8 protein-coding genes are annotated in these 14,113 nt (G+C 72.3%); 4 read left to right on the forward strand and 4 right to left on the reverse strand.

Features of this window, described 5'->3' with window-relative positions; translation table 11 throughout:
- Window positions 1-23: 23 nt before the first annotated feature.
- The 3 genes from ACFC8N_RS13450 to ACFC8N_RS13460 are packed head-to-tail and all read right to left on the reverse strand — an operon-like array spanning window position 24 to window position 6,198.
- Complete coding sequence (locus ACFC8N_RS13450; RefSeq protein ID WP_376288182.1) at window positions 24-1,271, reverse strand: cytochrome P450; 1,248 nt, start codon at window positions 1,269-1,271, stop codon at window positions 24-26.
- A 39-nt stretch (window positions 1,272-1,310) separates the two neighbouring features.
- The gene (locus ACFC8N_RS13455) at window positions 1,311-4,589 is read right to left on the reverse strand and encodes a ferritin-like domain-containing protein (protein ID WP_376288183.1); all 3,279 of its coding nucleotides are present in this window, start codon (window positions 4,587-4,589) and stop codon (window positions 1,311-1,313) included.
- A gap of 58 nt (window positions 4,590-4,647) precedes the next feature.
- The gene (locus ACFC8N_RS13460) at window positions 4,648-6,198 is read right to left on the reverse strand and encodes a flavin monoamine oxidase family protein (RefSeq protein ID WP_376288184.1); all 1,551 of its coding nucleotides are present in this window, start codon (window positions 6,196-6,198) and stop codon (window positions 4,648-4,650) included.
- A gap of 358 nt (window positions 6,199-6,556) precedes the next feature.
- Between ACFC8N_RS13460 and ACFC8N_RS13465 the strand changes: the two genes are divergently transcribed.
- Genes ACFC8N_RS13465 through rfbB form a run of 4 tightly spaced genes read left to right on the forward strand, consistent with a single transcriptional unit; the run spans window position 6,557 to window position 11,141 of the window.
- Complete coding sequence (locus tag ACFC8N_RS13465; RefSeq protein ID WP_376288185.1) at window positions 6,557-7,864, forward strand: glycosyltransferase; 1,308 nt, start codon at window positions 6,557-6,559, stop codon at window positions 7,862-7,864.
- On the forward strand, window positions 7,861-9,087 hold the full coding sequence (locus tag ACFC8N_RS13470) for a cytochrome P450 (RefSeq protein ID WP_362820052.1): 1,227 nt from the start codon (window positions 7,861-7,863) through the stop codon (window positions 9,085-9,087). Before ACFC8N_RS13465 ends, ACFC8N_RS13470 begins: the two co-directional genes overlap by 4 nt.
- 48 nt (window positions 9,088-9,135) lie before the next feature.
- Complete coding sequence (locus ACFC8N_RS13475; RefSeq protein ID WP_362820114.1) at window positions 9,136-10,200, forward strand: glucose-1-phosphate thymidylyltransferase; 1,065 nt, start codon at window positions 9,136-9,138, stop codon at window positions 10,198-10,200.
- Window positions 10,197-11,141 (forward strand): dTDP-glucose 4,6-dehydratase, encoded by a 945-nt coding sequence (gene rfbB / locus ACFC8N_RS13480; protein WP_356031794.1) that lies wholly within the window; start codon window positions 10,197-10,199, stop codon window positions 11,139-11,141. Before ACFC8N_RS13475 ends, rfbB begins: the two co-directional genes overlap by 4 nt.
- A 9-nt stretch (window positions 11,142-11,150) precedes the next feature.
- Here the strand turns inward: rfbB and ACFC8N_RS13485 are convergent, their stop codons facing one another.
- Window positions 11,151-13,985, reverse strand: coding sequence for a LuxR C-terminal-related transcriptional regulator (locus ACFC8N_RS13485; protein ID WP_376288186.1), 2,835 nt, complete (start codon window positions 13,983-13,985; stop codon window positions 11,151-11,153).
- Window positions 13,986-14,113: the final 128 nt, after the last annotated feature.

Here is a 14,113-nt window from a genome sequence, read left to right on the forward strand (position 1 = left end):
GGGTGTCGGTTCGGCGCCGCGGGTCACGCCAGGCTCAGGACCAGCCGCCTCGGGCCGTGGAAGACCATGTCGTCGGCGTAGTCGACCTGCTGACCGCCGCGGCTCAGCCCGGGCACGCCGTCCAGCAGCGTCCGCAGGCCGATCTCGGCCTCGGCGCGGGCCAGCGTCGCGCCGAGGCAGTAGTGGATGCCGAGCCCGAAGCCCACATGCCGGTCGGCGCTCCGGTGCACGTCCAGCACGTCGGGGTGCGCGAAGCGCGCCGGGTCCCGGTTCGCCGAGCCCAGCAGGGCCACCACCCGGCTGCCGCGCGGCACCTCGTGCTCCCCGAGCCGGGTGTCCTCGTACGCCCACCGGGTCACGGCCTGCACCGGCGAGTCGTAGCGCATCAGCTCCTCGACCGCCCCCGGCGTCAACTCGGGCCGGGCGCGCAGCTCGTCGAGCACCCGCGGATGCGCCCGGAGCGACAGCACCGCCTTCGCGAGGAAGTTGGTGGTGGTCTCGTGTCCGGCGGTGAGCAGGTGGACACACGTACCCACGATCCCGCCCACGCTCAGCGGGGCGCCGGACTCCCGGGCCCGCACGAGGAGCGTGAGCAGATCCCCGCGGTCCTCCCCGCTCCGCCGCTCCACCTCCCGCCGGAAGTAGCGGGCGAACTCCCGGGCGGCCGCCTGGGCCCGGACATAACCGTCCGCCCCGCCTCCCGCTCTGCTGCTGCTCGCCTCCTGGAGCGCCACGGCGTTGGCCCGCAGCCAGCTCTGGTGCTCCGGCGGGATGCCGAGCAGTTCGGAGATGACGAGGATGGGGAACGGCGCCGCGAAGGCCTCGACCAGATCGGTCGGCTGCCGCGACCCCAGCCGTTCCAGCAGATCCTGCGCGATCCGTGTGACGCGGGGCCGCAGACCGGCGACGACCGAGGGCGAGAACTCCGCGGTGAGCAGGGAGCGCAACCGGGTGTGGCGCGGCGGGTCGAGGAACACCAGCCAGTTCTCGACGAGCGTCCGCAGCACCCGGTACTCGGCGGGAATCGGGACGGACGCCGCGGACGCGTCGCCGGACGCCACCCGCGCGCTCCGGCCGAAGAGCCGGCTCGTCAGCACCCGGACGCAGTCGTCGTAGGAGAAGACGTAGAAGGTGTCCGGCCGGTCCGTGCCCGAGGGGCGCCGATGGACGGGCGCGCTCTCCCGGTAGCGCCGGTACACCGGGTACGGGTGGGCTATGTCCTTGCTGTCCCAGCCCTGGAGGTCGAACCGCGGCAGCGTGGGGGAGGGCATGCGGTCTCCTTCGGTCGGCGGTGCGGTCGCGTGTGGCGGCTAGGGGCGTGGCCGGAAGCGATCAGCCCAGAACGTGCTCAACTCGCCTATTTGTGAGGGAACTTGGGGGCACTTGCCGCATGCCACGGTGAGGTGGTCCAGGCGCAGCGCGATGCCGCGCCGTGCCACGTCCGGGCGGGACACCGGGGTCGGCTGCCCGTCCAGTTCGAACGACGGACCGGCGGTCCTGCCCCGGCGCCCCGACGGCAGCGTCACCAGCAGCTCCGCCAAGGGGCGCATCATGCCGGCCATCACGTCGATCGCCGCGTTCATCAGGTCGGACCGCCGCAGGCTCCCGTCCGGGCGCTCGCCGAAGTGCTGGGCCATGAGCTGCAAGGCCATGAAGTACGAGCGGTTGAACAGCCGCATGACCGACCGGGCGTCGGGGTCCGTGACGGTCTCCATGGCCGGGTTTCCCTCCGCGAGCGTCGGGTTCCGCACGACGGGATGGGCCGGGTCCCAGCGTCCGCCGCCCGGGTGGGCCGTGCCCGGAGCTGCGGACAGCAGATCGGCGATCCGCAGGAACGAGGCGTGGTGCGACTCCTCGCCCGCGTCGGTCCCGAGGCCGAGGACACCTCCCTCGCCCTGCTCGGTGATGATGTCGATCGCGAACAACGCGCTGGAGAGGTCGTCGACCTCCAACTGGTAGTCCGGGTGGTGCCGGTTGACGGATTCGCGCAGGAACAGGTGGTGCTCCCCGCCTCCCCTGCCCTTCGCCACGAGGAAGAGATCCGGAACGCGTTCCAGGCCCTCCCGGATGTCGGCGTACAGCTCGCTCAGCGAGGCGTAGGGGGTGGGGCGGTCGGCGTCGTACGGCGCGGGAGCCGGCGCCGTGTCGCCGCGCCGCACCTCGCCGACGAGGCCGTCGGGGCGCTCGATCAGCGCGAACCGCTCGACGCTGCCCGGGGTCAGGCGTTCGAGACAGAGGTCGAGCGGGACCGGGAGTTCGTGGTTGAGGGTGGCGAAGTCGATCCGGGGCACGTGGAACGGCTCGCCCAGCGCGGTGATGATGTTGTTGACGAGGAGGAAGTGGATCATCTCCTCGCGGGCGACGGTCACGAGCATGCCCCGGACGCCCTCGTCGGTGGTCCGGCCGCCGTCGCCGCAGGCGAGCCGGAGCTGCTCGTCCGTCCACCGGCCCCGCCGCACGTACTCCAGACCGGTGCCGTGCGTGGGTACCGAGTAGGCGGCGTACAAGTACTGGAGCATGACGGCCAGTTCGAGCGTGGCGGCCTCGCGGAGCAGGTGGAGGAGCCGGCCCCGGGTGGTGACGCCCGCCCTGGCGCGGCGGACCACGGGCACGGTGAGAGGGACCGCGTCCGGCACCTGCCGGGCCCGCAGGTACGTCAGCAGAAGCCGTGCCTTGGGCTCGGACAGGTCCCGGGTCGGCGGCATGTAGTAGGTCTTCGCCTTGTTGCGCGGGTCGCACATCTGCCAGATCAGCTTCGCGTACGTCTCCACCCGGCACCGGTCCGCGAGGCTGAAGACCTCCGCCTTCATGAACGAGTAGAGGTGTTCGTAGAACGCGAAGACCTCCTGGTACACCAGCTCGAAGGTCGCCTCGTCCTCGCTGGTGCCGGCCAGCCGCCAGTCGTCGGGGAGCACGCGTACGGACATATGGCCTGCGCCGGACCAGTAGCCGAGCGCGTCGTCCGCGTCGTGACCGAGGGCCGCCGATCCGGGCAGGTCCGGGTCGCACGGCAGGTCCTCGGCGCCGGCCGACAGCAGGACCCGGGCGGTGCCGGCCGCCGCGCCCCGCAGGGTGAACCAGCCGTGGCCCGTGTGGTCGGTGTCCAGGACGCACATGCTCGACCAGGGGCCGGACTCGTCCCGCCGGCCCGCGCGCAGCCGGACGATGTCGAGGTCGCGGCAGCGTGCCTCGGGGGAGCGGGCGACCGGATGGCGGGGCAGGGCCCGGGGGTTGAAGAACTGCCGTACCCCGATCCCGCCGACCGCGTGCGGCCGGCCGCGCACGAAGGACCGCACGAGCACCTCGACGTCGTGCTCCGCGTCGTCCGGATTCCGGGGGTGCTCCAGGAAGAGGCAGGCGTCGTCGACCTGGATGTTGACCTCCTTCTCGCGCAGGTGCACCACCGGAGCGCCGGCGCCGGTGCCGACCAGGCACAGCGCCTCGTCGGCCGCGGCGTGTGCCGGTATCTCGCCGGGCACCGTCACCAGGCCGCCGGCCAGCGCGTACCGCGCACCGAGGTAGGCCCGCCGGGGCACCCGCGCCACCAGCCGGTCGCTGTCCGCCGTGCGCAGCTCCAGGTCGCCGACGTCGAGCGGCGCGGGTGCGGCGGAGGGCGCCGCGGCGCGGGCGGGCAGCGCGGTGATCATGTTGAGGGTGACCTGCCGGTCCGTCAGCTCGACCGTCAGGTTGTGCAGGGGACTCGGGGCCCGGCCGGGTGCGCGGCGGGCCGGGACGAGCAGGCGGCCGGCCGGATAGGTGCGCGGCTCGTACGGGCGCCAGGGCGCCACCGTCCCCCGCAGCAGCCACCGGCTCGGCTGGTCGGGAGCCTCGGGCGGGGACAGATGGCTGAGCGCGAACTGCACCACCAGCCCGCCGGCCTCCTCGGCGGTCACGACCGCGCGCAGCCGCCGTACGGCCGGGGACACGGTCGCCTCGTCGAGCCAGATCAGCTCCTCGTCCTCGGGCACCACGAACTGGTGGACCACGGACCGGCGCAGCCGGCCGGCCAGGACGTGCTCGCCGACGCCGCTGACATGCCCGGCGTTGTGCCATCTCGGGGGTTGGAAACCGCGGACGGCGCCGGTGACCATGGAGCCGACGTCGTGGGAGCGGCCGTCGCGCCCGAAGCAGAACCGGCCGACCATGAGCGTCGTCGTCCGGTCGGACGCCGGATCGACGTCGAAGACACGGGCTCGGTTGACCGTGGTGGCGAGGTACTCGTTGTAGTGGCCCCACATGTCGACCGTGCGCCCGACCACCGGGTCGGTGGTGTCGAGGTCGCCCGCGACGGTCTCGACAGCGGCGACGCGGGCGTCGATCGAGAAGTGCCCGTTGCCCGCGAAGTCCACGCCCTTCGCCGCGCTGAACGGCCCGGCCGGGTTCGGGCGGCCCGTGGCGTCGAACCGCGGCCCCAGCCGGTCCAGATGGGCGTGGTACTCGGCGGGCGGATGGTGCGCCGGGAAGGGCCGCCCGTCGCCGGTGAGAGCGGTGTTCGTCGCCAGATCGACGAGACCGCTCCCGGCGCCGGTGGGCAGGCGGGTCGTCGCCACTCCGCGGAAGTGCAGCCGTGGCAGGTCGAAGACGCTCATGCGCGCACCCTCCCTTCCGCATCGTGAACGGGCCTGTGAGCAAGGCGGCTTGGGACGTTCACGCCGACTCCTCCGAGCGGCTCGGCCGAGAGGCGGCGAACACACGGCTGGCCCGCGGCTCGTACCACTCGATCTCGTGGGCGGCGTCGATCGCCGACTCGATGGCGCCCTCGATCCAGGCGGGCTTGGACGAGCAGTGCTCGCCGGCGAAGAAGAGCCCCTTCTGCGGCCGGGCGGCCTCACGGCGCTCCGCCTCGCGGACGGCGGCCGCCTGGCCCCAGCGGACCGTCGCCGCTCCCCTGGACCAGTGGTGTGTGCCCCAGGCCCGGGCGGCCACGCCCAGCACCATGCCCGGTTCGCGCAACTCGGGGTGCATCACGCCCAGTTCGCGGGCGACGACCGCGTTGCGCTCCGCCTCGCCCAGCCGGGCGAGCGCCGCGGCGTCCGGGCCGATGGTGTAGCTCGCGAGCAGCACCGCGCCGAGCGCCGGATCGCCGTCGACGGGTGGGTAGTAGGTCTGCCGCACATGCCCGCCGGTGAAGGAGGCTCCCCCGCTGATCCCGTCCTTCTCCCAGAAGGCCTCCCGGCAGTGGAAGGCTATCTTCGTCCCCGCCCAGTACTTGGTCTGCCGGATGATGTCGAGCTTCTCCCGGTCGAAGCCGCTCAGTTGCATCCCCCGCAGCACCGTGAACGGAATGGTGCACACCACGTAGTCGCAGATCCTGGTGAGGGTGCCGGTGCCCTGGCGGATGCGCAGAATCACCGCGTCGTCGCGGACGTCGATGCCGGTGACCTCCAGGCCGGTCGAGATCCGGCCCCGGACGCGCGCGGCGAGCCGGCGGGGGAGTACGTCCATGCCACTCCGCAGCCGCACGATGGTGGAGCTCGTCTCGTCCAGCACGTCGTCGAGAAAACGCTCCAGGTGCGGCGGGCAGAACGTACGCACCTCGGGATGGTCGGCGAAGAAGGCGTGCAGGTCGACGCGGTTCCTCGTGCTGCCGCACCGATAGGGCGTGAGGTCGATGTGGTCGACGCGGTTCAGCAGTTCCACACCCATTTCGGTGCCCAGCGCACGGTAGAACGCGCGCGGGGCCACGGCCCGCAGACTCGCGTCCAGCCAGGCGCCGAACAGCAGGGTGTTCTCCCGGTAATCACGGCTCGGCAGCCCGGCGGCGAACTCGTCGACCAGCGACTCACGCGCGTCCCGCACCCGAAGATATCCGGCAGAGACAGGCAGATATGCGGCCTCGTCGGAGAACAGTGTCTGGAACTCGGAAACCTGCTTCTGCAAACCCAGTTCGGCGATGTAGTGCATGGTCAGCCGGTGCCCGGCCGGGATCCGCATCGCACCCAGCTCGGCGAACGGCCCGCCCGGACCGCCGGCGGAAATCCGGCCGCCGCCCGGGACCTGGGCGTCGCCGGAAAAGCGATGGGTGTGAATACGGCCGCCGATCTCCTCACTGCCCTCGATGATCTGGACGCGATGTCCGAGTCGCTCCAATTCATAGGCCGCCACCAGACCGGAGATGCCGGCGCCGATGACAGTGATGTTCTTCGGCCCGCCGATGGCACCGTCCGGTCCGGCAACCTCCTGCAAGGGTCTCGTCACAGGTTTCCTCTCCAGTGCGCGATGTCCTGGCCCGGAAGCATGTCCTGGATGAATCCGGTGCCTTTCCCTGTTCCGGAACGGCCATGCCGGGAATTTCTCAACGGCCATTGTTTGCGGGGTGGTAGCGCTCCCATATCCCCCAACGGGCCCCGCACCCGGATGGTTTGACAGGGCCGCGCCCACCCACTCGGGGCGGCGGGGCACCCGTCACCCCGCGCGATCGCGCGGGGTTTGCCCCGCACCGCAGTAGAGCGCGCGAGGCGGGGGAAAACTGGCGGGCGTCGCCGGACGGCCGGACCCACGGGAGGCCCGGCCGTCCGGCGGGCACGGTGACACACCCCCCACGGAGGCGACGTCGATGCGCGTGTTGATCGCTACCACCCCGGCACCAGGACACGTCGTCGGCATTCTTGAGGTCGCCCGCGAACTGGCCCGGCGCGGCCACGAGGTGCGCTGGTACACCGGGCGGACCTTCCAAGGACAGGTCGAGCAGGCCGGGGCCCGCTTCGAACCCATGAGAGCGGAGCTGGACTTCAGCGGAAAGAGCCGGGAGGAGGCCTACCCCGGGCACGCCGGACTGACCGGCACGGCCAGCTTCAAGACCGGCGTCCGGGACATCTTCTACCGGACCGCGCCGGCCCAGATGGACGACCTGCTGGCGGTCCTCGAACGGTTCCCGGCCGACTGCCTGCTCTCCGACGACATGTGCTACGGCGCCTGCTTCGCCAGTGAGCACACCGGGATCCCGCTGGCCTGGCTGAGCAACTCCGTCTACATCCTGGGCAGTCGGGACACCGCCCCGCTCGGCCGCGGACTGCTGCCGAGCGCGTCACCGGTCGGCCGGGCGCGCAACGCACTGCTCAGGTTCGTCGGCGACCACGTGGTGATGCGGGACATGCGCAAGGAGGCCGACCGGACCCGGGACCGGGTGAAGCTGCCCCGGCTGCGCACCGGTGCCATGGAGAACATCGCCCGCCCGCCGGCCCTCTATCTCCTCGGCACCGTACGGTCCTTCGAGTTCCCCCGCAGCGACCTGCACCCCGGCACCCATTTCGTGGGCGGCCTGCTCGGACTGCCCCCGGAGCACTTCGACCCGCCCGGCTGGTGGGCGGAACTGCACGACAAGCGGCCGGTGGTGCTGGTCACCCAGGGCACCACGGCCAACGACGTCGACCGGCTGCTCGTGCCCACCCTGCGCGCACTGGCCGGCCAGGACCTCCTGGTCGTGGTCACCACCGGCAGCACCGTGGACCGCGGCCGGCTCGGTCCGCTGCCGGACAACGTCCGCCTGGAACGCTTCGTGCCCTACCACCACCTGCTCCCGCACGTGGACGTGATGGTCAGCAACGGCGGCTACAACGGCATCAACGCGGCCCTCGCCGACGGCGTCCCGCTCGTCGTCGTGCCGGGCTCGGAGGAGAAGCCCGACGTCGCGGCGCGGGTCAAGTGGGCCGGGGCCGGGGTGGTGCTCGGCCGGCGGGCCGTTTCCGAAGCCGGCCTGCGCGAGGCCGTGACCACCGTACTGAACGACGACCGCTACCGGCGCCGGGCCCGTGAACTGGCCGAGGAGTACCGCGGCTGCGACGCCCCGCGCGGGGCCGCCGACCTTGTCGAGTCCCTGGCCGGTTCCGCGGGCCAGGTTCCCACCGGAGGAGTCACACGTTGAACACCACGACGAAAGCGGGCCTGAAAGAGGCCCCCGAGACCAACATGCCCGTGGACCCGGGCCCCTTCGACTGCATGCCGGAGCTGCTGGCCGCCGCGAAGGTGGCACCGGTCGTCCGCATCCCCTACCTCGGCAGGCACGCCTGGGTGGTGTGCGACCCGGAACTGGTGAAGGTCGCGCTGACCCACCCCCAGATGGGCAAGGACGTCACCCTGGTCCCCGACTTCATGCGCCGGCCCGGCCTGATGGTGGGATCCCAGCCGGACCCGGACTACGCCCGCGCCATGATCATGAGCGACGGCGAGAACCACGCCCGGATCCGGCGGATGCACGCACCGGTGCTGAGCCCGCGCAACACCGAGAGGTGGGGCGAGCGGGTCGCCGTCAAGGTCGACGGCTTCCTCGACGAACTGGAGCGGTCCGCCCCCGGGACCGACGCCGAGATCAACGTCGTCACGGACTACACGCACCGGATCCCGCTGGCCTTCATCTCCGAGATGCTCGGCCTGCCGCCACAGGCCCAGCGTCAGCTGCGCGGCATCACCGACATCATGCTCTACTCCTCGGACTACCCGGCACGCAAAGAGGCGGTCGGGGCGCTGTACGGGGCGGTCGAGGGCTGGGTGCGCGACCCGGAGCCGCTGGACGAGGGCGTCATCACCGGCCTGCTGGCCTCCTCCGGCGGCACGGACGCGGCGGTCACCGAGGGCGAGGTCATCGTCTGGACGCTGGGAATGATCATCACCGGCTACGAGACGACCGGGAGCCTCATCTCGGCCTCGCTGTACGAGGCGCTGCGCCGGCCTCCCGAGGAGCGGCCCCGTACCGAGGACGAGATCAGGGCGTGGGTCGAGGAGACCCTCCGGGTGCACCCGCCGTTCCCGCACCCCACCTGGCGCTTCCCCCTCACCGACATCGACCTCGGCGGCTATCTGATCCCCAAGGGCGCGCCCGTGCAGGTCAGCATCGCGGCGGCCAACCGCGAACCGGACGAGGGGGCCGACTGCTTCGAGCGGGACCGGCAGGGCAAGGGGCACCTCAGCTTCGGCCTCGGCATGCACTACTGCATCGGCGCTCCGCTGGTCCGCCTGGAGGCGAAGATCGCGGTGGGCGGCTTCCTGCGGCGCTTCCCGCGGGCGCGGCTGAGCACCACCACGGCCGTCGAGTGGGAGTCGGAGTGGATGATCCGCCGGCTGAGCGTCCTGCCCGCGACGCTGTTGTGAGGAAGCTGCTCCGAAGACGACGGGATGCCCACAGGTGACGGGATGTCGATGAAAGCGCTCGTGCTCGCCGGCGGGTCCGGCCGCCGGCTCCGGCCGATCACACACACCTCGGCCAAACAGCTCGTACCGGTCGCGAACAAACCGGTCCTCTTCTACGGTCTCGAATCGATCGCCGCGACGGGGATCCGGGACGTCGGCATCGTCGTCGGCGACACGGCCGCCGAGATCGAGTCCGCGGTCGGCGACGGCTCGCGCTTCGGCCTCGACGTCACCTACCTGCCGCAGGAGGCACCGCTGGGCCTGGCCCACGCGGTGCGCACCGCCCGGGACTATCTCGGCGACGACGACTTCGTGATGTACCTCGGCGACAACTTCATCGTCGGCGGCATCAGCGCGATCGTGGACCGCTTCCGGGCGAGCCGCCCGGACGCCCAGATCATGCTGACCCGGGTGTCGGACCCACGCGCCTTCGGCGTGGTCGAACTGGACGGGCACGGCCGGGCCGTCCGGCTGGAGGAGAAGCCGGAGCAGCCGAGGAGCGACCTCGCGCTGGTCGGCGTCTACCTGTTCACACCCCGCGTGCACGACGCGGTGTCCGTGCTCAAGCCGTCGTGGCGGGGCGAGCTGGAGATCACCGACGCCCTCCAGGAGCTGATCGACTCGGGCTGCCGGGTGGACTCCACCGTCGTCTCCGGATACTGGAAGGACACCGGCAACGTCGACGACATGCTGGAGGTCAACCGCCTCGTCCTCGACGGCGTCACGGCCGACTGCGCCGGTGAGGTCCACTCCAGCGAACTGATCGGCCGGGTGGTGATCGAGCGGGGCGCGACCGTCACCGGGTCACGGATCGTCGGCCCGGCGGTCGTCGGGGCCGGAGCGCGGATACGTGACTCCTACGTCGGGCCGTTCACCTCCATCGACCGGGACTGCGCGGTGGTCGACAGCGAGGTCGAGTACTCCATCGTGCTGCGCGGGGCGTCCATCGTCGGGGTGCGGCGCGTCGAACGCTCGCTGATCGGACGCGAGGTCGAGGTCACCTCGACACCCCGGATCCTCAGGGCCCACCGCCTCGTCCTCGGTGACCACAGCACGGTGCGGGTCGCGTCATGAGGATCCTCGTGACCGGCGGCGCCGGCTTCATCGGCTCGCACTTCGTGCGCAGCCACGCCGACGAGGCCGAGCTGACCGTGCTCGACAAGCTGACGTACGCCGGGAACCCGGCGAACCTGGCGCCGGTCCGCGGCCGTTGCACCTTCGTCCACGGCGACATCTGCGACCCCGAACTGCTCTCCGAGGTGGTGCCCGGCCACGACCTCGTCGTCAACTTCGCCGCCGAGTCGCACGTCGACCGCTCCATCGCCGACGCCGACGCCTTCGTCCGCAGCAACGTCCTGGGCGTCCAGACCCTCATGCGGGCCTGCCTCGACGCGGGCACCCCGAGGATCGTCCAGGTCTCCACCGACGAGGTGTACGGCAGCATCGAGACCGGCTCCTGGGACGAGACGGCCCCGCTCGGCCCCAACTCCCCGTACGCCGCCGCCAAAGCGGGCGGTGACCTGATAGCGCTCGCCTACGCACGCACCCACGGACTGCCGGTCAGCATCACCCGCTGCGGCAACAACTACGGCCCCTACCAGTACCCCGAGAAGGTCGTCCCGCTGTTCGTCACCCGCCTGCTCGACGGCCTGGACGTCCCGCTGTACGGCGACGGCGGCAACGTCCGTGACTGGCTCCACGTCGACGACCACTGCCGGGCCGTACGGCTGGTCGCCGAGCGCGGCGAGCCCGGCGAGGTCTACCACATCGCCGGGACCGCCGAGCTGACCAACCTCGAACTGACCGCCCGGCTGCTCGACGCGCTCGACGCCGACTGGCCGCGCGTCGCGCGGGTGCCGGACCGCAAGGGCCATGACCGCCGCTACTCCCTGGCCGACGGCAAGCTGCGGGCCCTCGGCTACGCACCCCGGATCGAGTTCGAGCGGGGCCTGGCCGAGACCGTCGACTGGTACGCCACGCACCGCGCGTGGTGGGAACCGCTCAGGGAGCCCTGACCGGGCGCGCTACTCCTTGAACTGGACCAGGGCCGTACGGGAGCGGATCCCCAACTTGCGGTAGATCTGCCGGAGATGGAAGCCCACCGTGTGCGGGGAGACGAACAGGTGGCGCGCGGCCTGCCGGTTGGTGAGGCCGCCGGCCACCAGTTCCGCCACCTTCCGTTCCGTGTCGGTGAGGCTCTCCCAGCCGGACACCGGGCGCTTCGCCTGGGTCCAGTGGCGGCGCCGGACCCCGAGCCGGCGCAGCCCGGCCCGCACCCGCGCGGCGTCCCGCTCGCCGCCGAGGCCGCCGTACGCGCCCATCGCCCGGTTCAGCTCGCCGATCGCACGCTCGTGGTCACCGCGATCGAGCAGCACGCCCGCGTGGTCCTCGGCCGCCGCGGCGCGCGCCCACGGATTGCGGTGCAGCCGAGCCGCCCGGGCCAGGGCCTCCGCGTCACCTTCGGCGAGAGCGCGCGCATGGGTGGCCGCGGCGACCACCGAGGGCACCCGCGGATTGTGGGCGCGCAGGTACTCCGTCGTCTCGACCACCGTCCGCGCCAGCTCCGGCAGGTCCGCCGCCAGCGCACAGCGCACGCACCACGCCGCGGCACCCGAGTCCTCCAGCACGAGTTCGCGGAACGCGCCGGGATGCGTCCCGATCTCGGCCAGGACGTCCGCGGCCACCGTGGAGTCCGCCTGCGCCTCGGCCACCTGCGCGTTCAACAGCAGGCGTGCGGCCCACCAGGGGCTGTGCGGATGCTGCGGGAAGTCCTTCTCCAGCGTCGCGATGTGCCCCTGGGCCTGGGCGAGTTCCCCGCGGCGCAGCGCGGCGTCCGCCAGCACCAGCCAGGCCTGCGGGGCGAGCATCGGCACACTCGGGCCGTCCAGGCTCACACCGGCCTTCGCCGCCGCCTCGGCCTCGTCCAGCCGGCCCTGGGCGAGGTGCAACGGCGCCCGGAGCACCGCCGGGAGGGTGGCGGCCAGCGTCCGCGCGCCCGGGACGACCGTCCGGGCGAAGGACTCGACGACGGCCGTGGCCTCCTCGTACTCGTCGATCCTGGTGAGGGTGAAGGCGAGGAACCAGCGCGGATCGAGGAACGGTACGTCCTCGCCTCCCTGGTCGAGCGCGGCGGCCTGGCGCAGTATCGCCACCGCGTCGGCCACATGGCCCTCACGCCACTGTGTGAAGGCCTGGAAGGTCATCGCACCGATCTGCACGGCCCACGCGTGCCGGTCGGGCGCGCTGAGGATGTTCCGGGCCCGTTGGGCCGCGCTGCTGTCGCCGTTCAGATAGGAGGCGGCGAGATGGGTGAGCACGGCGTCCCGGAGCTGGAGGCCGCCCCGCTGCACCGCGAGCGCGTCGCGGGCGGCCTGGTACGCCAGCGGTGCGTTGCCCAGCAGAAGCAGCGCGGCGGACATGGACGCCCGCAACGAGGCGATGTCGGCGGCGAGTTCGGCCGGCAGCGGAACGGCGAGGCGGGCCGCCTCGTCGATCGTGTCCTTGGCCAGGGCGATGGCCCGGTCCAGGCTGCCCGCCCTGGTGAACGCGTCGACCGCGGTCTTCGCGAGGCGGACGCGCCCGGCCTGGCCGGGAGGCAGCAGCTCCATGCCGCGGGTCGCGAGCGAGGCGGCGAGCGAGGGATCGGTGGCCAGCAGCCGCTGGGATCCCTCGGCGATGATGCGCAGCGCCTCCGCGTTGCCGGGCTGGGCGACGTGCACCAACTGGAGCGCGGCGCGCTCGATGCCGCCCGGTCGCGACAGCAGCATCTCCGCCGCCTGCCGGCGCAGCAGCGCGCACAGGGGCGGCGGCACGGAGTCGAGCAGGACCCGCCAGACGGGCTCGCTGCGGAACGCCAGATCGCGCTCGCCGCAGACGAGGAGCCCCCGGTCGACCGCTTCGTCCACCGCCGCCAGCAGGCCCACCGGCGCCTCGCCGAGCAGGGCCGACAGATCCTCCGGAGCGAACGGCGAACCGAGCACGGCCGCCAGTCTGAGCGCTCTCGTCGTGACCTCGGAGAGCGACCTGAGATCCTTCTGGACCAGGGCGGAGAAGCGCTTGGGCACCGGTGCCGGCAGACACACGTCGGACCCGCCGCGGGCGCCGCCCGTCGCCGCGGGTTGCAATCGTGAAGTGCCGTCGACCACACATAAGTCACCGTCCTCCACGAGGCCGCGCACCAGCTCGATCACCGCCCGGGGAGTGTCGTTGACACTCTCCGCCAGGGCGAGGAGCCCCGCGTCGGGGGCGGCTCCTGCGCAGTCGGCGACCAGCAGGCTCAGCGCGTCGCCCGAGAGCGGGCCCAGCTGCCGCAGGTGCTCCATCGGGAGCCTGCCGCGCAGCCTGCCGAGGCAGCCCGGCGCCGACTCGTAGGGCGTGGCGCGGCTGTCCGGGGTGAAGGCGAGCAGCCAGAGGATCGGCCGGCCGCCGAGGCCCGCGACGAGGTCGCACAGCACCGCCAGGTCGGGGAGGTTCGCCAGATGCAGATCGTCGAGCGTGACGACGGTGCGGACCGGCTCCGTCCTGTTGCGCAGCAGCGCCTGTGCGGCCTCGATGGCGATGGAGGCCCGCTGGGTGTGGAACCCGTCCTCGACCGTGCGGGACAGGGGCGGCGGGTGCGGAGCCGCCCTGGAGACGGTGTCGGAAGCGCGGGGGACGCCGTCGACGACCGAGAAGCCCATCGCACCGGCGAGCGCGGCGGCCTCGACGAGCAGCCGGGTCTTGCCCGCGCCCGGTGCCCCTTCCACCAGCAGGATCCTGCTCCGCCGGGTGTCCGTCACGGTGTGCAGACGGGCACCGATCTGTGCCAGCTGTGCTTCCCGCCCGCGCACCTGCGGCAGTGGTTGTGCAGTGGGCCCCATGACGCTCCATGTCCGATTTTGAAGGGACGCAGACTAGTACGTACCCGGCTGCCCGCGCGGTGCACACGGGCGCGAGGACCGGAGGGGAGGTGCGGAGGGCTCACTGGTACACAGGTGGTGAACGCGTG

It is taken from the genome of Streptomyces sp. NPDC055966 (genome assembly GCF_042269865.1).
In the GTDB taxonomy this organism is placed as follows: Bacteria; Actinomycetota; Actinomycetes; order Streptomycetales; family Streptomycetaceae; genus Streptomyces.